Below are 20,151 nucleotides of genomic sequence, written 5' to 3'. Positions count from 1 at the left end.
CGCGGGATGCTACCGCCCTCCCCCGCAATGCGCTGGCCGCGCGCCAAAAAGCCGAGCGAAGGGCTGTCCTGTGCCGGACTGCGCGCCGGCGCCGGGCTCCTTATCATCGACGCCCATGTACCAAGCCCTCCGTCCCTCGCGCAGCGAATTCGTGCCCGTGCGCAACCTCAGCTACCACGTGCGCCTCTGGGGCGAGCCCTCGGCCGCACGGCCGCCGCTGGTGCTTCTGCACGGCTGGATGGACGTGGCCGCCTCCTGGCAGTTCGTGGTCGATGCGCTGGCCGAAGAGCGCTTCATCGTCGCACCCGACTGGCGCGGCTTCGGCCTCACCGACGGCGGCGGCGTCGACAACTACTGGCTGCCCGACTACATGGCCGATCTCGAATGGCTGCTCGACCACTACGCGGGCGAAGGCGACGCGGCGCGGCCGGTCGACCTGGTCGGCCACAGCATGGGCGGCAACGTCGCCATGCACTACGCCGGCGCAAGGCCCGAGCGCATCCGCCGCCTCGTCAACCTCGAAGGCTTCGGCATGCCGGCGCGCAAGCCCGAAGAAGCGCCCGGGCGCTACGGCCAATGGATCGACGAGCTCAAGCGGCTGCACCGCGGCGAGATGGCGCTGGCCGGCTACTCCGCCGTGGACGGCGTGGCGCGGCGGCTCATGAAGACCAATCCGCGCCTCACGCCCGACAAGGCCAACTGGCTCGCCAGCCATTGGTCCGCGTTGCAGGTGCAGGCCGACGGCAGCGAGCGCTGGCAAATCCTCGGCGACCCCGGGCACAAGATCATCAACGCCAACATCTTCCGGGTCGATGAAACCCTCGCGCTCTATGCGCGGATCTCGGCGCCCACGCTCATGATCGAAGCCGCGGACGACAGCCTGCAGGGGTGGTGGAAAAACCGCTACACGCTGGACGAGTTCCATGAGCGCCTCCGGTCCGTGCCTTCGGTGCGCATCGAGCGGCTCGAAGACGCCGGCCACATGCTGCACCACGACCAGCCGCAGCGCGTGGCCGGGCTGATCGAGCAGTTCCTGGCGGGCTGAGGTTCAGGGCTCTTCAGCCGCGGCGCGGCCCTGCACCGTGCGCTGCAACGCGGCGCGTGCAAGGAGCCGCGTCGAATCGAGCGTTGGAAGCGGCGAGTTCACGTCATTCATGATGAGCGGAATCTCGGTGCAGCCGAGAACGACCGCATCGCAGCCGTCCTCGTCCTTCATGCGCTGGATGACGCGGCGGAACGCCGTGACCGCATCGGGCGTGAAGACACCGCAAACCAGCTCTTCCATGATGATGCGGTTGATCTCTTCGCGTTCATCGACAGCAGGCCGAACGTACTCGAGCCCCCTGGCAGAGAGCTTCTCGGCATAGACCTCGCTCTCCACCAGCCAGCGCGTGCCGGTGATGGCCAGGCGCTTGAACCCGCGCTGCGCGGCCTCGTCGGCCACGCATTCGGCAATATGCAGCCACGGCAGCGGTGATCGCGCTTCGATGAACGGCAGCGCCTGGTGAATGGTGTTGTCAGGGCAGACCAGAAAGCTCGCCCCAATCTTCGCGAGCTTGTTGGCCGAAGCGAGCATCACCTCGCCCACGCCGCGCCAGTCGTTGCGGTAGATGTGCGCCATGTAGTCGGCAAGCGACGGCGTGTGCATCGAGACTTCGGGGTGCGCATGCGGGCCCAGCAGTTGGGCGCCCTCCACGCAGATGGTCTGGTAGCAAAGCGCCGCGCCTTCGGCGGAGCATCCGACGATTCCGATGTGCTGGGTCATGGCGCATCCTACAAAAAAGAATGCCGCCATGCCCGCCTGACCGATCAGGCGTGGCTAGCCTCGCTGTCCAGATGCGCCATCTGCGCGGCGGCGTAGCGCTCACCGGCCGCGGCGCCCTTTGGCACTGCACGTTCGATGGCTGCGAGATCGTCCGCGCTCAAGGCAATGCCGAGCGAGCCCAGCGCTTCGCCCAGCCGCGTGCGCTGCCGCGCGCCCACCAGCGGCACGATGTCTTCGCCCTGCGCGGCCACCCATGCAATGGCAATCTGCGCGACCGTCACGCCCTTGGCGTCCGCGATCTTGCGCAGCGCATCGACCAGCGTCAGGTTGCGCTCGACGTTCTCGCCCTGGAAGCGCGGGCTGTGCGTACGGAAGTCCGCAGCACCCGCGCCCTCTTTCTTCCAATGCCCGCTGATCAGCCCGCGCGACAGCACGCCATAGGCCGTGATGCCGATGCCCAGCTCTCGGCAGGTCGCAAGAATGTCATCCTCGATGCCGCGCGAGATCAGCGAATATTCGATCTGCAGGTCGGCAATCGGGTGCACGGCCGCCGCCTTGCGAATGGTGTGCGAGCCCACTTCCGAGAGCCCGATGTGCCGCACGTAGCCGGCCTTCACCATGTCGGCAATGGCGCCCACGGTGTCTTCGATCGGCACGTTGGGGTCGAGCCGCGCCGGGCGGTAGATGTCGATGTGATCCACGCCAAGCCGTTGCAGCGAATAGACCAGAAAGTTCTTCACTGCTTCGGGCCGCGCGTCGTAGCCGCTCCAGCCGCCGGCCGGATCGCGCAGGGCACCGAATTTCACGCTGACCAGGGCCGCGTCGCGCTGCGAGCCCTTGAGGCCCCTGAGCGCTTCGCCGATCAGCATTTCGTTGTGGCCGCTGCCGTAGAAGTCGCCGGTGTCGAGCAGCGTGATGCCCGCGTCCATGGCGGCATGAATGGTGGCGATGCTTTCGGTGCGGTCCGAGGGGCCGTACAGCGCCGACATGCCCATGCAGCCGAGGCCGATGGCGGAGACTTTCGGGCCCGTGGCCCCGAGTTGACGTGTGTTCATTTCAGCTTCCTTTCGTTGAAGGCCGCATGCGGTTGCTAGCGGTATGGCGGTAGTCTGGAAGAAAGCACCTCGTTCGATAATCCGTCCAGCACTGCACGAGCTGTGCAAAAAACCGCACAATCCGCTTTCATGACCGACCCCGACCTTTCGGACCTCGGCGCCTTCATGGCAGTAACGCGGGCGCGCAGCTTTCGCGGCGCCGCCGCGCTGCGCGGCGTGTCGCCCTCCTCGCTCAGCGAGGCCATGCGCCGGCTCGAGGCGCAACTGGGCGTGCGGCTTTTGAACCGCACCACGCGCAGCGTGACGCCCACCGAGGCTGGCCAGCGGCTGCTGGAGCGCATTGCGCCGGCGCTCGACGACATCTCGGGCGCGCTCGACACGCTTAACAACTTTCGCGACAGCCCCACCGGCACGCTGCGGCTCAACGTGCCGACCATCGTGACGCAGCGCGTGCTGCCGCCACTGGCCAGCCGCTTCCTGGCCGCGCACCCCGGCATCACGCTCGAGGTGACGACCAACGACACCTTCATCGACGTGCTCGCGGCCGGCTTCGACGCCGGCATTCGCTATGACGAGAGCATCGCGCGAGACATGATTGCGGTACCGCTCGGCCCGCGCGTGCAGCGCTTCGTGGCCGCCGCGTCACCGCGCTACCTGGTGGCGCATGGCACGCCCAGGCACCCGACCGACCTGCTGCAGCACGCCTGCATCGGCCACCGCTTTCCGAGCGGCGTGCTCGCGGCCTGGGGCTTCGTGCGCAAGGGCAAGACCGTGCGCATCACGCCGAGCGGGCCGCTGGTGGCGTCGATGATCGATCTTGAACTGCATGCGGCCGAATCGGGCCTGGGCCTCATCTACACCTTCGACGAATACCTGCGACCCTCGCTCGACCGCGGTGCGCTGGTGCCGGTGCTGGAGGATTGGTGGCAAAGCTTTTCGGGTCCGTTTCTCTACTACCCGAGCCGCACGCACATGCCGGCGCCGCTGCGGGCTTTTGTCGACTTTCTGAAGAACGAGGCGAAACACTGAGGCACAGGCACCTCAACCATCCCACGGGAGGGAGAGAGAAAGTCAGGGGGTCCTCGGTATTGCTCCTTCCCCCTCTGGGGGAAGGCTGGGATGGGGGCGGCTCCCGTATTCAGCGACGGCCTGTTTTGAACGCCGTCGTGCCCCCACCCAACCCTCCCCCGGGAGGGGAGGGAGAAGGTCAGAAGGCTTTGGGTATTGTTTCACGCGTCGTCGTCGGCGTCGTTGCCCGTGAGGGACAGCACTTGTTCGACGAAGGCCTCGAACAGCGGCAGCGCGGCGGGCAATCCATCGAACGACTTCGCCTCGCCGGCATCGAAGAAATGCGGCTTGTCGGCCGGCAGCGCCACCCATTCCCCGGCTTCGAACAGCAGGCCCAGATAGCCGTCCTGCGTGGGCAGGTAGACAAGCGCCGCACGGTCGAGCACCTGCTGCCCTTGCGGCGCGGTTTCGCGGCCCCAGGCCACACCCTGCCGAGCCAGGTGCTCGTTGATCCAGCCGTCGCACACATGCGTGTCGCGCCAGTTTCCTTCGGCGTCGAAAACAGCGAGCACGGGCATGGGCGTCCTTTTGCCTGAGAGTTATTGCAGGAAGCTGGGCTTGGCATAGCCCTGGAACTTGGTGTCGACCACGGCCTTGAAGTCCTTCGAATGGTAGGCCTCCACAATGTCCTTGGCCCAGGCAGTGTTCTTGTCGGCGCTCTTCACGGCCACCACATTGAGGTAGTGATCGGGCGTCTTCTCCAGCGCCACGGCCTCGTTGAGCTTCAGGCCCGACGAGATCGCGAAGTTGCCGTTGACGATCGCGTATTCGGTGTCGCCCAGCGAGCGCGGCAGCTGCGCGGCTTCAAGTGGAATGAACTTGAGCTTCTTCGGGTTCTCGGCCACGTCTTTTTCAGACGCGCGCAGCGGGTCGACGCCGGGCTTGATGGTGATGAGCTTGTTCTGCTCCAACAGCACCAGCGCGCGGGCCAGGTTGCTCGGGTCATTGGGCAGCGTGAAGCGGTCGCCATCTTTCACTTCGGCCAGCGTCTTGCGCTTGGTCGAGTACACGCCCAGCGGCGCAATGGGGCCTTGCACCAGTTCGGCCAGGTCGAGCTTCTGGTCGGCCGAGAACTTCTTCAGATAGACCTGATGCTGAAAGAAGTTGGCGTCGAGCGAACCCTGCGCGAGCGCGAGGTTGGGCTGCACGTAGTCGTTGAACTCGACCAGCTTCACCTTGTAGCCCTTCTTCTCGAGGATGGGCACGATGCCGGCCTTGAGCTGGTCGATGTTGGAGCCGGCGGTGCCGCCGATGACAAGGTTCTTCTTGGCTTCCTGGGCCTGTGCCAGCGAAAGCCCACCGAACGACAGGGCAATCAGAGACAAGGCAAGGACGGAGCGGCGCAGCAGTGCGGTTTTCATGAGATCAAAAAAAGGAAGGGAACAAAAATTCAACGCTTGTCCAGCCTGCGCGCCGTGGTGTTGCCCACGAATTGCAGGATCTGTACCAGCACCACGAGCAGCGCCACGGTGAGCACCATCACGTCGGTCTGGAAGCGGTAGTAGCCGTAGCGGATGGCCAGGTCGCCGATGCCGCCGCCGCCCACCACGCCGGCAATGGCCGAGTAGGAAAGAAAGCTCACCGCCAGCACCGTGAGCGCCAGCACCAGGCCCGAGCGCGCCTCGACCACCAGCACGCGCCAGACGATCTGCAGCTCCGACGCGCCCATGGCGTGCGCCGCCTCGATCACCCCGCGCGGCACTTCGCGCAGGCATTGGTCGACCAGCCGCGCAAAGTACGGAATGGCCGCGAACGAGAGCGGCACCGCGGCCGCCAGCGGGCCGATGGAGGTGCCCGCAATCACGCGCGTGAACGGCACCAGTGCTACCAGCAGGATGATGAAAGGAAACGAGCGCACGGTGTTCACGATCCAGTTGAGCACCAGGAACGCCGGCTTGTTTTCGAGCGACTGGCCCGGCCCCAGCAGGAACAGCAAAATGCCCAGCGGCCCGCCGATGAGCACCGCGGCCGAGAGGCCGATGGCCAGCATCAAAAAGGTCTGGCCCGTGGCAGTCCACAGCTCGGGGAGGATGGGGGCGATATTCTCAAACATAGGCCACCTCCTCCGGGTTGCGCCGCAACGACGTCGGGCGCGGCTCGACAGGTTCGCGCGCCTCGCGCTCGCGGCGGCGCACCAGTTCGTCGATCTCGCGGCCCAATGCCGTCTGGCGCTCTTCGCTCGGCGCATCGACCGCAAACTGCTCGACCAACCGGCCCTTCTCCAGGATGGCCACGTTGCGGCACAGCACCTCGACCACCGACAGCTCATGCGTCACGATGACGATAGTGACGCCGATCTTCTGGTTGATGTCGCGCAGCGTTTCGAGCAGTGCGCGCGTGGTTTCGGTGTCGAGCGCCGAGGTGGGCTCGTCGCACAGCAGCACCTGCGGCCGCGGCGCCAGCGCGCGTGCAATGGCCACTCGCTGCTTCTGGCCGCCCGAGAGTTGCGCCGGATAGGTATCGATCTTCTCGGCCAGGCCTACCAGCGCCAGGCATTCGCGCACCCGCGCATCGATCTCGGCGCGCGAATGCCGGCCGTGGATCTTCAGCGGAAAGGCCACGTTGTCGAACACCGTGGCGTTCTGCAGCAGGTTGAACTGCTGAAAGATCATGCCGATGTTCTGCCGCGTGTCGCGCAGCTCGCGGCGCGAAAGCGTGGTGAGGTCGCGCCCGCCGACGAAGACCTTGCCCGCATCGGGCCGCTCCAGCAGGTTGATGAGGCGCAGCAGGGTCGACTTGCCCGCGCCACTCTTGCCGATCAGGCCGAACACGTCGCCGGGGTGGATGTCTAGCGAAAGCGACTGCACGGCGTCGAACACCTCGCCGCTGGGCAGTGCGAATGATTTCTGCACCGATTGAAGACGGATCACAGGCTCTGCGTTGCCGCGGCCCGTGTCGGAGGAAGGGTTGCTCATAAAAAAGGCAGCGGCGGGCGCGGAGCCGACCGCGAAGGTTCGCAAAAAGGGGCCGAGTATGAAAACAAAGGCGCCGAAAGGGAACGAACAAATCGTCGCGTGCTTATTCGATAAACGGCATAAGGCCATGAACGCACGATTGAGTGACGCCATATCGATATGCGCATTGGTTCGTTCCCAAGTTCGCCGGGCAATGCCACATTCGCGCCTTCATTTTTTTGATTTCGCGCCACACCATGCATACCAATTTCCGCCGCCGCACCCTCGCCTTTGCAACGCTGGCCGTTGCCCTTTTTGCCGGCAGCAGCGCCGCGCTCGCGCAAGACAAGAACACAGTCAAGGTCGGCGTCTCCGTCGGCAGCGCCGAGCAGGTGTTCGAAGTGGTGAAGAAGGTGGCCGCGAAAGACGGCCTGAACATCCAGCTGGTGGTGTTCAACGACTACCAGCTGCCGAATGCGGCTCTGGCCTCTGGCGACCTGGATGCCAACGCCTTCCAGCACCAGCCGTTCCTGGACAACCAGAACAAGGCGCGCGGCTTCGACATCGTGCCCGTGGGCCTGACCATCACCGCGCCGCTGGGCTTCTACTCGCGCAAGATCAAGTCGATCGACCAGCTGCCCGAGGGCGCATCGGTCGGCATTCAGAATGACCCGTCGAACGGCAACCGCGCGCTGCTGCTGCTGCAGTCGGCCGGCCTCATCACGCTGAAGCCCGAAGCCGTGAAGAACAACACCGCCACGCCGCTCGATGTGGTGAGCAACCCCAAGAAGCTCAAGCTCGTGCCGCTCGACGCCGCGCAGTTGCCCCGCTCGCTCGACGACCTGGCCATTGCCGCCATCAACAACGACTACGCCGAGAAGGCCGGCCTTTCACTCAACAAGGACGCGGTGATCAAGGAATCGGCCAAGAGCCCGTACGCCAACCTGATTGCCGTGCGCCGCGCCGACAAGGACAAGCCCTGGGCCAAGCGCTTGGTGGCGGCGTACCAGTCGGCGGAGGTGAAGAGCTTCATCGAGACACAGTTCAAGGGCTCGCTTGTTCCGGCGTTCTGACTTTGCCTTCCTCCCTCCCCTCCCGGGGGAGGGCCGGGGTGGGGGCACGCCGGCGCCGAAACAAAGGCCGCGGCCAAATACGGGAGCCGCCCCCATCCCCGCCTTCCCCCAGCGGGGGAAGGAGCAATACAGGGGCCTTACCGGGCGGGTAATCGGACCATGAGAAAATGTCCGGTTTCCCCCGAACACAGTCAGGACACCCCATGGACGCAGAACAAATCAACCAAATCGGCGCAACCCTCGCGGACCTGAGCGCCCGGACGGCCGATTTACGGAGGTATCTTTGACTACGATGCCAAATCCGAACGCCTGAGGACGGTCAACGCATCGCTCGAAGACCCTAACGTCTGGAACGACCCGAAGAAGGCCCAGGAGCTGGGCCGCGAGAAGAAATCGCTCGACGACGTCGTCGTGACGCTCGACCGCCTCACCAGCGGACTCTCGGACAACTCCGAGCTGTACGAGATGTCGAAGGAAGAAGGCGACATGGACGGCTTGCAGTCCATTGCCGATGACGCCGCCGCGCTCGAAGCCGACATCAAGCAGCTCGAATTCCGCCGGATGTTCAACAACCCGGCCGACCCGCTCAACGCCTTTGTCGACATTCAGGCCGGCGCGGGCGGTACCGAGGCCTGCGACTGGGCCAGCATGCTGCTGCGCCAGTACCTGAAGTACGCCGAGCGCAAGGGCTTCAAGACGCAGATCGAAGACGAAACCCCTGGCGACACCGCCGGCATCAAGGGCGCGACCATCAAGGTGGAAGGCGACTACGCCTTTGGCTTGCTGCGCACCGAAACCGGCGTGCACCGCCTGGTGCGCAAGTCGCCGTTCGACTCGTCGGGCGGGCGCCACACCAGCTTTGCCTCGATCTTTGTGTACCCGGAAATCGACGACTCCATCGAGATCGAGATCAACCCGTCAGACGTGCGCACCGACACCTTCCGCGCATCGGGCGCGGGCGGCCAGCACATCAACAAGACCGACTCGGCCGTGCGTTTGACGCACATCCCGACCGGCATCGTGGTGCAGTGCCAGGACGGCCGCAGCCAGCACAGCAACCGCGACGTGGCGTGGAAGCGCCTGCGTTCACGCCTGTACGACCACGAGATGCGCAAGCGCCAGGAAGAGCAGCAAAAGCTCGAGGACAGCAAGACCGACGTGGGCTGGGGCCACCAGATTCGAAGCTACGTGCTGGACAACAGCCGCATCAAGGACCTGCGCACCAACGTTGAAGTGTCGGCCACGCAAAAGGTGCTCGACGGCGACCTGGACGTGTTCATCGAAGCATCGCTGAAGCAAGGCGTGTAATCGATGAGCCTCACGCACGACAAGGTCGAAGCCTTCATCTTCGACATGGACGGCACCATGATCGACTCCATGCCTTGGCATGCGCGCTCGTGGGTGGAGTTTGTGGCGCGCCACGGGCTGAAGCTGGACGTGACCGACATTCTTGCGCGCACCACGGGCCGCACCGGCGTCGAGTGCATGCGCGAGCTGTTCGATCGCGATCTTTCCGACGCCGAGTGCCAAGGCCTGGTGCAGGAGAAGGAAGAAATCTACCGCGCCATGTTCAGCGACAACTTCACCGAGGTGGCGGGCTTCACGGCCTTTGCCAAGGCCGCCGTGGCGCGCGGCCTGAAGGTGGCCGTGGGCACGGCGGGCGACAAGCACAACATCGAATTTGCGATGTCGCGCCTGAAAATGGACCCATTGCCGCTGGCCATTGTGGGCGGGGACGAAGGCTTTGCCGGCAAGCCCACGCCCGAGATTTTTCTGGAGGCCGCGCGCCGCATTGGCGTGGCGCCCGAGCGCTGCATCGTGTTTGAAGATGCGCCCTTCGGCATAGAGGCCGCGCGCCGCGGCGGCATGCGTGCCGTGGCCGTGTGCAGCACCCATACCGCCGCCGAACTTGCCGGCCCCCATGTGATTGCCGCGGTTCGCGACTACGACGAACTCGCCCATTCGAACTTTCTGGAGACACTCGATGCTGCTGCAGCGTGACGCCCAAGGGCAACCGATTGCCATTCGCCGCGAAGACTATTCCGCTCCGGCCTTCTGGATCGACACCGTCGACCTGACCTTCGACCTGGACCCCGCCAAGACCCGCGTGCTCAACCGCATGCAACTGCGCCGCAATCCGGACGCGCCGGCCCAGCCGCTGCGCCTGGACGGCGACGAACTGAACCTGGCGCGCGTGCTGGTGAACGGCCAAGGCGCGTCCTTCCGTATGGAAGGCGACCAGCTCGTGATCGACGGTTTGCCCGATGCCTTCGAGCTCGAGATTTTCACCACGTGCTGTCCCATCAAGAACACCAAGCTGATGGGTTTGTTTGTGAGCGAAGACACCTTCTTCACGCAGTGCGAGGCCGAAGGCTTCCGCCGCATCACGTACTTTCTGGACCGCCCCGACGTGATGGCGATGTACACCGTGACGCTGCGCGCCAACAAGGCCGCCTACCCGGTGCTGCTGTCGAATGGCAACCTGGTCGAGCAAGGCGAGCTGCCCGAAGGCCGCCACTTTGCCAAGTGGGTCGACCCCTTCAAGAAGCCCTGCTACCTGTTCGCGCTGGTGGCCGGCAAGCTGGTGGCGCGCGAGCAGCGCATTACCGCGCGCAATGGCAAGGAGCACTTGCTGCAGGTGTATGTGCGCGCCGGAGACCTCGACAAGACCGAACATGCGATGAACTCGCTGGTCAACTCCGTGCTGTGGGACGAAGCCCGCTTCGGCCTGCCGCTGGACCTGGACCGCTTCATGATTGTTGCCACCAGCGACTTCAACATGGGCGCCATGGAGAACAAGGGCCTGAACATCTTCAACACGAAGTACGTTCTGGCCAACCAGGCCACCGCCACCGACGCCGACTACAGCAACATCGAAAGTGTGGTCGGCCACGAGTACTTTCACAACTGGAGCGGCGACCGCGTGACCTGCCGCGACTGGTTCCAGCTGTCGCTTAAGGAAGGGCTTACCGTCTTCCGCGATCAGGAGTTCAGCCAGGACCTTTGCGCGGATGCTTCCGCCCGCGCCGTGAAGCGCATCGAAGACGTGCGCGTGCTGCGCACCGCCCAGTTCCCCGAAGACGCAGGTCCCATGGCCCACCCGGTGCGGCCCGACAGCTACATCGAGATCAGCAACTTCTACACCGTCACCATTTATGAAAAGGGTGCCGAGGTAGTGCGCATGATGCAGACGCTGGTCGGCCGCAAGGGCTTTGAAAAGGGCATCACCCTCTACTTTGAACGCCACGACGGCCAGGCCGTGACCTGCGACGATTTTGCGCAAGCCATTGCCGACGCCAACCCCGATTCGGAACTGTCTCGCTTGCTGCCGCAGTTCAAGCGCTGGTACAGCCAGGCCGGCACGCCGCGCCTTGCCGCTCATGGCGTGTACGACGCGCAGAACCGCAGCTATACGCTGAGCATCGTGCAGAGCTGCCTGCCCACGCCCGGCCAAGCGACCAAGGAGCCCTTCGTCATTCCGGTGAACATTGGCCTGCTCGACGCCAGCGGGCGCGAACTGCCAATGCAGCTCGAAGGCGAAGAGCACATCACGCACGGCACACGCACGCTGGTGCTTTCGCGCGCCGGCGAGCAGATCACCTTTGTGGGCCTGGATGCCCCGCCTGTGCCGTCGATCTTGCGCGGCTTCAGCGCGCCGGTGATCCTCGACTTCGAATACACCGACGCCCAACTGCTCACCCTGCTGGCCAACGACCCGGACCCCTTCAACCGCTGGGAAGCCGGCCAGCGACTGGGCCTGCGCGCCGCGCTGCAGGGCATTGCCGCGCTGGCGACCGACACCACCCCGGTGCTGAACGACGCCTACATCGACGCCATGCGCAGCGTGCTGCGCAACCCCAAGCTCGACGCCGCCTTCAAGGAGCTGGTGCTCACGCTGCCTTCGGAAACCTACATTGCCGAGCAGCTCGACGTGGTCGACCCGCAGCGCGTGCACCTGGTGCGCGACGCCATGCGCGCGCAGCTGGCGACCGCCCTCTTCTCCGACTGGCAACAGGTCTACGAAGAGAATCACGACACCGGCGCCTACACGCCCGACCCGACCTCTTCAGGCCGCCGCGCGCTGGCCGGCATGGCGCTCAACTTCTTGTGCCTGGCGGCGCGTTCTTCGGGCGACACCGTGTGGCCCGGCAAGACGCTGCAGCGCTTCAAGGATGCCGGCAACATGACCGACCGCTTCAACGCGCTCAACGCGCTGGTGTCGTCGGGCCACACCTTGGCCGCACAGGCGCTGGCGCGCTTCCACGCCATATTCAAGGACGAGGCGCTGGTCATCGACAAGTGGTTCTCGCTGCAGGCCGGCGCGCCCGACCGCGGCGGCGACATCTTGCCGCTGGTCAAGCAGCTGATGAAGCACCCGGACTTCTCCATCAAGAACCCGAACCGCGCCCGCAGCGTGATCTTCAGCTACTGCAGCGCCAACCCCGGCGCATTCCATCGCCCCGACGCGGCCGGCTACGTGTTCTGGAGCGAGCGTGTCATCGAGCTGGACGCCATCAACCCCCAGGTGGCCGCTCGCCTTGCCCGCGCCCTCGACCGTTGGAGCAAGTTGGCCGAGCCCTACCGCAGCGCCGCGCGCGAAGCCATCGCCCGCGTGGCGGCCAAGCCCGACCTGAGCAAGGACACCCACGAAGTCGTCACCCGCGCCCTGGCCGGTAACTAACAAGCAAGGAACACACAAGCACATGGCTCAACAAAAGATTTCCCTCACCCGCTATCTCGTCGAACAGCAACGCGCCGACGGTCTCATTCCCGGCCAACTGCGCCTCCTGCTTGAAGTGGTGGCCCGCGCCTGCAAGAGCATTAGCCAGGCCGTCAACAAGGGCGCGCTGGGCGGCGTGCTCGGCACCGCCGAGAGCGAGAACGTGCAGGGCGAGATCCAGAAGAAGCTGGACATCATCGCCAACGAAGTGCTCATCGAGGCCAACGAATGGGGCGGCCACCTCGCGGCCATGGCCAGCGAGGAAATGGACAGCATTTATGTAGTGCCCAACCGCTACCCGCAGGGCGAATACCTGCTCATGTTCGACCCGCTTGATGGCAGCAGCAACATCGACGTGAACGTGAGCATTGGCACCATCTTCAGCGTGCTGAAGAAGCCCGACGACACCCCTGGCGTGCAGGAAGCCGACTTTCTGCAGCCCGGCACCCAGCAAGTGGCCGCCGGCTACTGCATCTACGGTCCGCAAACCACCCTGGTGCTCACCGTGGGCAATGGCGTGGCCATGTTCACGCTCGACCGCGAGCAAGGCAGCTTTGTGCTCACGCAGGAAGACATCCAGATTCCGGCCGACACCAAAGAATTTGCCATCAACATGAGCAACATGCGCCATTGGGACGAGCCCATGACGCGCTACATCGAAGAATGCCTGGCCGGCAAGGACGGCCCGCGCGGCAAGGACTTCAACATGCGCTGGATTGCCAGCATGGTGGCCGACGTGCACCGCATCCTGATGCGCGGCGGCGTGTTCATGTACCCGTGGGACAAGCGCGAGCCCGAAAAGGCCGGCAAGCTGCGCCTGATGTACGAGGCCAATCCGATGAGCTGGCTCGTCGAGCAGGCCGGCGGCGCCGCCACCAACGGCAAGCAACGCATCCTCGACCTGAAGCCCACCAAACTGCACGAGCGCGTGAGTGTGATGTTGGGTTCGCGAAACGAAGTCGAGCGTTTGACGCAGTACCACGCCGAAAAGGCCTGAAGCTCTTGCTATAATCGCGGGCTTAGCCGGTGTAGCTCAGTCGGTAGAGCAGCTCATTCGTAATGAGAAGGTCGGGTGTTCGATTCATCTCTCCGGCACCAAGTCAGTCAAGGAAACCTTGCTATCGAATAGATAGCAAGGTTTTTCTGTTTTGAGCCTGTGTAGCCACTGTGTAGCCGCCAGCATGGGGTTTTCGGCGGCTTCAGCCACGCAGCTGTCGCTTCAATGTGCACCCCATGCTTGCGCCGCCCCACCGCCGCTGCACTTCGCCCACCAGCAACACACCACCAAACAAGCCTGCCGTGGCGGCGCGCTGCATTGCAGCTTCCTGCGCCTCGTCACGTGGTAGCACACCACTGCGCAGCCCTGCTCCAGCCCTGCTCCAGCGCAGCAAGGCGCCGCCTCGCCCGTCGCCATCGTCTGCGTTGCTCTAACCGGTCGATGCGTCGCCGAGGATGGAATGCCCGCTGTACAGCTTGGCGCCCTCGGCCGGCACGCGCTGGCAGGTGCGGCTTCACAGCTCATCCGCAGGGCTCGCTGTGTCACACTGAGGCTGAACAGTCGCTAGGCTGCGCTTCTACGCCTCGGTGTTTAGGTTGGTCTAGATCGACAGCAGCTACTACGCCATGCCGGTCCGGTCCCCGACACAGCACTGGGTCGAATGCACGCCGCCCGAGTTCAAGATGAACGTGAAGGACCTACGTATCCAGCGCCGGGCACGAGCGCCGAAATTGACGGCATTTCAATTTATCGGTAAATGCTTGGAAGTGCGCTCCAAGAGATTCACGCCCCTTCCTGCATCGGCACGCCTCTAGCTTTTTACCGGGTACGCTCCCTGCGGAGTGCCATGATGGGGGTCGTGCCATATCAAGCGCAGCACCCGACCATCGCGAATGCCATACAGGCGCAAAGCGTTTTGGAGACGAAGGGAAAACAGGTCGTCTATATCGTCCAACCTCAGCTCGATGAGCCGGTCTTGGGCCTCCTTCGGCATTTTCGCAACTGGCACGAAATGGTTGTTGTTGCCTTCTTTACGGCCTCCTGTTGCGCTCTGAATCTCCGCCCACGTCATGCTCTCCAAACTACAGAAGAACTTTTGGAGTAGTTCGCTAAAACCCTCCGGGCCGAGCTTGCTCCATCCCCAATATTCGTGGTCCGGGTCGCGTCGATGAAACTGCCACGCGATTGTTTGACGGTCCGTAGACTCGGGATTTTCCTTTATGCGTGGCTGTCGATCGGCAGACGGCTCAATCGCCCATTTGGGCTGGCCCTTACCTTTCCCATTCTTTGCCACGCTACAAAGCCGAGTAGTACTCGGCCATCGCATCATGGCCGATGGGCGCCTCACCCCGTTCGCCATCGGGTATCCCTGCCCTTGCTTCACGCCACGGCGGCTCAGCGTGGGTAAGGTCGCTCAACCACTGCGGACTCTTGTTCCCATAGACTCTGATGACACGGTCTACGGTGTCTTGCTCATCAGCCGACAGAGCATTCCCGCCGAAAAATCCGGGCTCCAGCAAGAACCGCCCCTTGTGCGCTTGGTACAAGGTCGGTACGACAGGGCCATTGGCCCACGCCTGAATTTCATTGTCGAATAGTGGAGCATCTGTCCACGTCAAATGCCAAACCTGCGAGTAGTACACAAGCTTCTGAAGTTTCATGGCCGACATTGGGCCGAGGTTCGCGAGAATGTAGTCAGCGACATCGTGCGCGGTTGCCATATTTTTTCTTCGTGCGTCGGATAACCGCAACGCAATATTCCTGGATTTTCGCACGCCCCATGCCCCTGTGCTCGCGGTAACAGCCGCAATCGGCTGCGGACATGTCACACCAGTCATCCGATTTGATAAGCCGGCAGGCACTGGTTTGACTGGGCGGCGAGATTACAGTTGTCCAGACCGGTCATTCCGAACAGGTAGGCGTAGACTTGTTGCCGACCGAGAGTTGGCAAGCTGTTCTGATATCACGGGAACCCCAGATGTCATATTTCATCGATTTGTTCTCGCCAGAGACGTATGAAGCCTTCTCGAAGTCCTCGCGGGATGTGTCCGGCTTTCGACTTCGACACAAAGGCATGGCTGACCGTATCAAGCCGGGCGATTTCTTTGTCTGCTACCTCACACGCATCTCTCGATGGTGCGGGCTGTTAGAGGTAATCGATGGCCCCTTCATAGACGCTTCACCGCTGTTCGTTCCGGAGGCTGATCCATTTGTAGTGCGCTTTCACGTCAAGCCCACGATATGGTTGCCAATCGATCACGCGCTTCCGATTTACGCCGACCAGGTTTGGAATTCACTCTCCTTTACCCGCGACCTTGAACGTGGTTCCATCGGATGGACCGGCAAGGTGCGTGGGAGCCTCGTGAAGCTAGATGAGAATGACGGGGTGTTCTTGGCCAAGACATTGACGTCGCAAGCTTCGGCACCGGTAGTGCGCGAGCTTACGGAGCAGGAGAATAAGAAGCTTACGACTCATACGATTAACCGCGAAGACAAGGTCGTGACTGTTTCGGTTCCCGAAGACACTGTCCTGCTGGACCAAATCCAAGTTCCGCAAGAGGTTGAGGCGCGTGAGTCGATTCGAATTCAGTCCATCATCGCCCAAATCGGCGCTCGCATGGGCATGAGCATTTGGATTCCCCGAAACGATCGAGGAGGGGTTCTTCGTGAATGGAAAGGTGAAAGTCAAACGCTGCTTGAACGTCTTCCACTTAACTATGACGATGTCACGCTTCGGACAATTGAACAAATAGACGTTCTTTGGCTGCGCGGGCGTTCGATCATCCGAGCGTTTGAGGTGGAGCACACGACTGCCGTTTATTCGGGAATCCTCCGTATGGCTGACCTGCTTGCACTTCAGCCAAATATGGCTATCAAACTCCATATCGTTGCGCCGATTGCGAAGCGTGAAAAGGTATTTTCGGAAATTCGGCGCCCTGTTTTTTCGCTTCTCGATCGCGGACCGCTTGCAGATAGTTGCACCTATCTTTCCTACGATAGCTTGCGTGAGTTGTCGTCGCAAAAGCACCTTTCTCACCTCTCTGATACGGTGCTTGATGAGTACGCTGAAGAAGCCGAATAGACCACTATGAGCGCTCGGCTTAAAGACCGCATCGCGGCCCAAAGCCGCTGCACCGCAACTGCACCCACGAACAGCCGAAAATTCGAGCAGAAGCGACTTGATAGAAAGGTGCTTCAGTCAAAGGGGGTGCTATGACGACCGTGCGGGGTTTCGTCAGGGCAGAATCCAGTGATGAGCGGACCTACTCATTGGACATTTTCCGATACTGTCGCGCCCGAGCGAGCGGACCGCCTGATGATATGGAAATGCTTCCAAGAGGTCATCGACGAGGTGGTCGCCACGTCTGCGCTGGAGAGCGGCATGTGGTGGGAACCGGCGAGGGACTTTGCCGGTCACTCCCGAGCATCGTTCGTTTTGCGCGTCCCACGGCATGCGTACGACGCCTTCTTCAATGCGAGAGTTGGCTATCGCGGCCAGTACGCCATGTCCGAAGCGCAGGGGGAGAAAGCCAATCGCGAACTCGTCGACGCGCTTTGCCCCAAGCTACTTCCTGCCGTTGATGGGCGCGCTGACGTGACGTTCTCGCAGGTGACGGCGTCGCTCAAAGGCGCACAGGCAAAGGTATGGATTATGGAATCGGAGGTCGATGACCAGTTGACTGCCCCGCACAGTTCAATCCGCTTTGCGGAGTGGGAGTTCAATGAACCTAGCGGGCAAGGCCTGAGAGCTCCTGTTGGGACGGCGTTGGAAGTCAAAGGCGCATGGGTTCACAACGCCTCGGGCAAGGAGTTCTTCAACCGGCAGAAGCGCATGCGCAGTCATAACATCTTCCGAACTGGTGATTCCAAATGAGAGCCGCGGAGGACCCCTGTTCGCCGGTGCGACGACAGTACTGTGTGCGCCGAATAGCAGCCCACCGACGATGTTCGAAAACTGGAGCTAGGACGACTGGATGCGATGTTCATTCCGGTCTACGCCAACGCCTGCCGCGGCGACATTGCCGCGCTCAACTCGGCGCTGAACATCATGACGCGCCGTGCCCGCTGCACCACGGCAAGAGCAGCCACAAGTTCTGGACGGCCTGCTTCGCCAGGCCGGTCTAGCTCTTTCGGCCTGCCCTGCCGGCCAGGCAGGACAGAAGAGAATTCGACAAGCTGTAAAGCAAACCGCCAATTGCAGCTCGTACCTCTCTTCGATCATGAACCTCTCAGAATCCGTCTCCGTCGTCGGGTTAGTCCTGGGCACCGCTGGGTCTGTATTGGGCGTTCTCAACTATCTCCGTGATCGTCACAAAGTGGTGGTCACCCTTCATTGGGACCTCGCAGTCACGGAAGGAAGCGGGTACGACCACACCAAGAAGTGGGGAGTCATCCGCGTCACAAACGTGGGGCGCCGAGCGACCTACGTGAGTCACGTGGCTCTCAAGCTCCCAACGGGATACGACGACACACACCTTCTCATCCAGAGCGGGATCGCAGGAACCAAGCTCGCCGAAGGGGACCCCACGGCCGTATACGTCGTAGAGCAGGTCGGCATGGAGGCGTACGCGAAAGCCTGGCACAAAATCGTTGCCCAGGTGAGCGACTCCACGGGTGCCGTCTGGTACTCGAAGAAGCCACGAGCAGATGAGCGGCCCGCCTGGGCGGCTGGCGCAGGCTGAACGGCGGCAGCACTGGTTCAATTCGCAAAGCGCGTGGACAGCATCTACCAGCCCGGAGTCCGTGCAACCGATTGGGTGAAGGTCAAGCGGAAGGGCGCGATACCGGCTGAGCGGTTCAAGCGCTGACCGCACCCGGACGCGGGGCAAATTCTGGAGCCAAAGCGACTTGATGCGAAGGCATCTCGGAAGATTTCCGGTCGCGAGCGACTCGGAGACAGCTTCGTCGCCTACTGCTGCCGCGGCGCGTTGCCAGGTGCCACCTGCTGAGGCAAGGTCAAGCCGGCGGTATATCCGCGCACGGCGCCAACCACAACGGCAAGCAACGTGAACATCGCAACACCGAGCAGGAGACCCGCCAGGAAGCCCCAGCCGCCGCCACGGCCCGTGCGTTTGAACCAATAGGCCATCAATCCACCGGTGTACAGCATCACGTAAATGGGTGCCCTTGTCCGAGAATCTGCGCCAAAGGACAATTCCATCCAAATGCCGACCCAGGAGAAGCACAGCAGCGCGACCATCATCCAGAAGAACGCGGGCATTCGGGCAGGTAGCGTCTTCGCGTAAGCCGGACTGGGCGGTACATGAATGGCCCGCTCCCACATCGGGGGGGGCGCTGACGGGCTCGACCTGGTCTCGGCAGCAGCAAACGAGGAGGCAGGTATCGAAGGCGTTGGAGCCAGAGGATAGGGCTTTCCGCAGTTGTGGCAGAACTTCGCATCGTCTGCGAGCCGCGCCGTTCCGCAATAAACGCAAAGCATTTTCTTCGCTCCTCCGTTCACTTCCGCTTGGTCGCTGGCTTCTCGAACAGCCCGAGTGGGTCCTTCGGGTCCTTCGCTTGTTTTGGGTACTCCTCCCATGGCTTGGCATCTTGCGCCGGATCGAGAGGCTGCAAATCAAGCTTTGCGTTTGGCGTCGCGCCTTGAGGCGGGTCGAGGGGCTGAATGTCCAGTTCCTCTTCGACGGTCATCTCGCGGAATCGCTTCGGCGGGTCAGTATGTACGCCGAACTGGTCGAACGGCTTGGACTTTGGGGTCCCTAGTTTGGGGTCGAATTCGTCGAACGGGTTGCGGCCGGCAGGACCCTTCGACGCGGATGCGCCTGCGCGTGTTCCCGTCAACGCCTCAGGCAGAAAGTGGCCCATCCCTTGCGCGCCGCTGATGGCCAGCGAGGTGGCCCACATGAACGCCAGGCCGACCGCAAACCCAAGGCCAAAGCCGACGAGTCGCCTGCGGCCTACCCGGTGCAAGAGGTAGGCGTTCATGACGCCTGCCAGGATTGCGATGTCGAGGGCCCAAAAGGCCACCGTCAGGGACCGGTGGCCGGCGAGCCGCAATCCTACGTAAACATAGAAAAGGCCTGCCAGCCCAAGGCAGCCCAGCCAAAACCAGGGCGACAAAGTCGTCCAGCCGGAGCCTGCAAGCGATGAACTCCGTACTGCGGCCGGGCGCGGCGGCTCGGGCGGTAACACCTCGCCGGAACCGGGCATGGACGTGGCAGGAATGGGCTCGGCGAACTGAGACGGAGCGACAGGGGGCGGGGCAAAAGCGGGCTGGGCGCCAGTGACATCGTCGCGCTGCGTCGGCAGCTCACGCCCGCACGCGTGGCAGAACTGACCGTCGCCAGCCACAAGCTGCGTCCCGCAATAGGGGCAAAACTTCATGCGTCCAGTCCTCCGGCGAGCCCGACGGCTTGTTCTGATGCGGTGCCGAGGGTGCTGCGGACCGATTCTGCCTCACGGGCCCGGTGGACGGTGGTGCGCTCCGCCCCCGCTGCGGCAGCGTGAGTGCGCGGGGCCTTCAATACCTCCACCAACGCGGGCAGCTTCGGGCCAGCCGTTACGTGTCTCAGTTGTTGCTCCAGACCGAATAAATCAGCCATAGCACCTCCTCCGGAAACT

Annotated in this window: 19 protein-coding genes and 1 tRNA gene; 11 read left to right on the top strand and 9 right to left on the bottom strand. The window is 63.0% G+C overall.

All coding sequences use genetic code 11. The annotated features are described in order from the left end of the window. The first annotated feature begins 115 nt into the window (after positions 1-115). Positions 116-1,045, top strand: a complete 930-nt coding sequence (locus J2X92_RS23895; protein ID WP_055803250.1) for an alpha/beta fold hydrolase — start codon at positions 116-118, stop codon at positions 1,043-1,045. Between the two features lie 3 nt (positions 1,046-1,048). Here J2X92_RS23895 and J2X92_RS23890 read toward each other — a convergent pair whose 3' ends face one another. Next, complete coding sequence (locus tag J2X92_RS23890; RefSeq protein ID WP_307579402.1) at positions 1,049-1,765, bottom strand: aspartate/glutamate racemase family protein; 717 nt, start codon at positions 1,763-1,765, stop codon at positions 1,049-1,051. 44 nt (positions 1,766-1,809) lie between these two features. Beyond that, complete coding sequence (locus J2X92_RS23885; RefSeq protein WP_307579400.1) at positions 1,810-2,820, bottom strand: aldo/keto reductase; 1,011 nt, start codon at positions 2,818-2,820, stop codon at positions 1,810-1,812. A 129-nt stretch (positions 2,821-2,949) separates the two neighbouring features. Here J2X92_RS23885 and J2X92_RS23880 point away from each other — a divergent pair, with 129 nt between their 5' ends. After that, positions 2,950-3,849 (top strand): LysR family transcriptional regulator, encoded by a 900-nt coding sequence (locus tag J2X92_RS23880; protein WP_307579398.1) that lies wholly within the window; start codon positions 2,950-2,952, stop codon positions 3,847-3,849. 200 nt (positions 3,850-4,049) lie between these two features. Here the strand turns inward: J2X92_RS23880 and J2X92_RS23875 are convergent, their stop codons facing one another. From J2X92_RS23875 to J2X92_RS23860, 4 genes are read right to left on the bottom strand one after another with little or no spacing between them, the layout of a single operon-like run. Next, positions 4,050-4,406, bottom strand: coding sequence for a hypothetical protein (locus J2X92_RS23875; RefSeq protein WP_307579396.1), 357 nt, complete (start codon positions 4,404-4,406; stop codon positions 4,050-4,052). Between the two features lie 21 nt (positions 4,407-4,427). After that, the gene (locus J2X92_RS23870) at positions 4,428-5,249 is read right to left on the bottom strand and encodes a MetQ/NlpA family ABC transporter substrate-binding protein (RefSeq protein WP_307579394.1); all 822 of its coding nucleotides are present in this window, start codon (positions 5,247-5,249) and stop codon (positions 4,428-4,430) included. Between the two features lie 29 nt (positions 5,250-5,278). Continuing rightward, positions 5,279-5,941 carry a methionine ABC transporter permease gene (locus tag J2X92_RS23865; RefSeq protein WP_055803217.1) on the bottom strand — a complete coding sequence of 221 codons (663 nt, stop codon included), beginning with the start codon at positions 5,939-5,941 and terminating at the stop codon, positions 5,279-5,281. Then, positions 5,934-6,803, bottom strand: a complete 870-nt coding sequence (locus J2X92_RS23860; RefSeq protein ID WP_307579392.1) for a methionine ABC transporter ATP-binding protein — start codon at positions 6,801-6,803, stop codon at positions 5,934-5,936. The genes J2X92_RS23865 and J2X92_RS23860 overlap by 8 nt, the downstream gene beginning before the upstream one ends. A 236-nt stretch (positions 6,804-7,039) precedes the next feature. Between J2X92_RS23860 and J2X92_RS23855 the strand changes: the two genes are divergently transcribed. From J2X92_RS23855 to J2X92_RS23830, 6 genes are all read left to right on the top strand, one after another. After that, positions 7,040-7,855: a MetQ/NlpA family ABC transporter substrate-binding protein gene (locus J2X92_RS23855; protein ID WP_307579390.1), complete on the top strand. Its 816-nt coding sequence runs from the start codon at positions 7,040-7,042 to the stop codon at positions 7,853-7,855. A 203-nt stretch (positions 7,856-8,058) separates the two neighbouring features. Beyond that, positions 8,059-9,163 (top strand): peptide chain release factor 2 gene (gene prfB, locus J2X92_RS23850; protein ID WP_307579388.1). Its coding sequence is split into 2 segments (ribosomal slippage): positions 8,059-8,139 and positions 8,141-9,163, totalling 1,104 coding nucleotides; the frame shifts between segments, so codons are not numbered across the junction. A gap of 3 nt (positions 9,164-9,166) precedes the next feature. Then, complete coding sequence (locus J2X92_RS23845; protein WP_307579386.1) at positions 9,167-9,856, top strand: HAD family hydrolase; 690 nt, start codon at positions 9,167-9,169, stop codon at positions 9,854-9,856. After that, positions 9,840-12,536, top strand: coding sequence for an aminopeptidase N (gene pepN / locus J2X92_RS23840; RefSeq protein ID WP_307579384.1), 2,697 nt, complete (start codon positions 9,840-9,842; stop codon positions 12,534-12,536). Before J2X92_RS23845 ends, pepN begins: the two co-directional genes overlap by 17 nt. Before the next feature lie 22 nt (positions 12,537-12,558). Next, positions 12,559-13,572 (top strand): class 1 fructose-bisphosphatase, encoded by a 1,014-nt coding sequence (locus J2X92_RS23835; protein ID WP_307579382.1) that lies wholly within the window; start codon positions 12,559-12,561, stop codon positions 13,570-13,572. Positions 13,573-13,597: 25 nt separating this feature from the next. Continuing rightward, positions 13,598-13,673 (top strand) — tRNA-Thr (locus J2X92_RS23830). Between the two features lie 1,194 nt (positions 13,674-14,867). Here J2X92_RS23830 and J2X92_RS23825 read toward each other — a convergent pair. Beyond that, on the bottom strand, positions 14,868-15,293 hold the full coding sequence (locus J2X92_RS23825; RefSeq protein WP_307579381.1) for a Panacea domain-containing protein: 426 nt from the start codon (positions 15,291-15,293) through the stop codon (positions 14,868-14,870). A gap of 353 nt (positions 15,294-15,646) precedes the next feature. Between J2X92_RS23825 and J2X92_RS23820 the strand changes: the two genes are divergently transcribed. The 3 genes from J2X92_RS23820 (at position 15,647) to J2X92_RS23810 (ending at position 18,254) form a co-directional block, all read left to right on the top strand. Beyond that, a complete protein-coding gene (locus J2X92_RS23820) occupies positions 15,647-16,654 on the top strand; it encodes a hypothetical protein (RefSeq protein ID WP_307579379.1) in 1,008 nt (335 codons plus the stop codon). Between the two features lie 171 nt (positions 16,655-16,825). Further along, entirely contained in the window at positions 16,826-17,446 is a 621-nt protein-coding gene (locus tag J2X92_RS23815) for a hypothetical protein (RefSeq protein ID WP_307579377.1), read from the top strand. Positions 17,447-17,792: 346 nt separating this feature from the next. Then, complete coding sequence (locus J2X92_RS23810) at positions 17,793-18,254, top strand: hypothetical protein (protein WP_307579375.1); 462 nt, start codon at positions 17,793-17,795, stop codon at positions 18,252-18,254. Between the two features lie 227 nt (positions 18,255-18,481). On the opposite strand, the gene J2X92_RS23805 is transcribed toward J2X92_RS23810, so the two are convergent. Together J2X92_RS23805 and J2X92_RS23800 are read right to left on the bottom strand one after the other, a co-directional pair. Next, positions 18,482-18,793: a hypothetical protein gene (locus J2X92_RS23805; protein WP_307579373.1), complete on the bottom strand. Its 312-nt coding sequence runs from the start codon at positions 18,791-18,793 to the stop codon at positions 18,482-18,484. A gap of 236 nt (positions 18,794-19,029) precedes the next feature. After that, positions 19,030-19,515 carry a hypothetical protein gene (locus J2X92_RS23800; RefSeq protein WP_307579372.1) on the bottom strand — a complete coding sequence of 162 codons (486 nt, stop codon included), beginning with the start codon at positions 19,513-19,515 and terminating at the stop codon, positions 19,030-19,032. Positions 19,516-20,151 lie beyond the last annotated feature (636 nt).

Origin of the sequence: Variovorax paradoxus (genome assembly GCF_030811855.1) — a bacterium.
GTDB classification, from domain to species: domain Bacteria; phylum Pseudomonadota; class Gammaproteobacteria; order Burkholderiales; family Burkholderiaceae_C; genus Variovorax; species Variovorax paradoxus_L.
This window is presented reverse-complemented; position numbering and strand designations above follow the sequence as displayed.

Bases quoted from the DNA above. Each gene is read 5' to 3' on its own strand.
- J2X92_RS23875 (WP_307579396.1), bottom strand. From the start codon at position 4,406: ATGCCCGTGCTCGCTGTTTTCGACGCCGAAGGAAACTGGCGCGACACG.
- J2X92_RS23805 (WP_307579373.1), bottom strand. From the start codon at position 18,793: ATGCCCGCGTTCTTCTGGATGATGGTCGCGCTGCTGTGCTTCTCCTGG.
- J2X92_RS23845 (WP_307579386.1), top strand. From the start codon at position 9,167: ATGAGCCTCACGCACGACAAGGTCGAAGCCTTCATCTTCGACATGGAC.
- J2X92_RS23860 (WP_307579392.1), bottom strand. From the start codon at position 6,803: ATGAGCAACCCTTCCTCCGACACGGGCCGCGGCAACGCAGAGCCTGTG.
- J2X92_RS23815 (WP_307579377.1), top strand. From the start codon at position 16,826: ATGAGCGGACCTACTCATTGGACATTTTCCGATACTGTCGCGCCCGAG.
- J2X92_RS23895 (WP_055803250.1), top strand. From the start codon at position 116: ATGTACCAAGCCCTCCGTCCCTCGCGCAGCGAATTCGTGCCCGTGCGC.
- J2X92_RS23820 (WP_307579379.1), top strand. From the start codon at position 15,647: ATGGCTGACCGTATCAAGCCGGGCGATTTCTTTGTCTGCTACCTCACA.
- J2X92_RS23855 (WP_307579390.1), top strand. From the start codon at position 7,040: ATGCATACCAATTTCCGCCGCCGCACCCTCGCCTTTGCAACGCTGGCC.
- J2X92_RS23885 (WP_307579400.1), bottom strand. From the start codon at position 2,820: ATGAACACACGTCAACTCGGGGCCACGGGCCCGAAAGTCTCCGCCATC.
- J2X92_RS23810 (WP_307579375.1), top strand. From the start codon at position 17,793: ATGAACCTCTCAGAATCCGTCTCCGTCGTCGGGTTAGTCCTGGGCACC.
- J2X92_RS23870 (WP_307579394.1), bottom strand. From the start codon at position 5,249: ATGAAAACCGCACTGCTGCGCCGCTCCGTCCTTGCCTTGTCTCTGATT.
- J2X92_RS23825 (WP_307579381.1), bottom strand. From the start codon at position 15,293: ATGGCAACCGCGCACGATGTCGCTGACTACATTCTCGCGAACCTCGGC.
- J2X92_RS23835 (WP_307579382.1), top strand. From the start codon at position 12,559: ATGGCTCAACAAAAGATTTCCCTCACCCGCTATCTCGTCGAACAGCAA.
- J2X92_RS23800 (WP_307579372.1), bottom strand. From the start codon at position 19,515: ATGAACGCCTACCTCTTGCACCGGGTAGGCCGCAGGCGACTCGTCGGC.
- J2X92_RS23890 (WP_307579402.1), bottom strand. From the start codon at position 1,765: ATGACCCAGCACATCGGAATCGTCGGATGCTCCGCCGAAGGCGCGGCG.
- pepN (WP_307579384.1), top strand. From the start codon at position 9,840: ATGCTGCTGCAGCGTGACGCCCAAGGGCAACCGATTGCCATTCGCCGC.
- J2X92_RS23880 (WP_307579398.1), top strand. From the start codon at position 2,950: ATGACCGACCCCGACCTTTCGGACCTCGGCGCCTTCATGGCAGTAACG.
- J2X92_RS23865 (WP_055803217.1), bottom strand. From the start codon at position 5,941: ATGTTTGAGAATATCGCCCCCATCCTCCCCGAGCTGTGGACTGCCACG.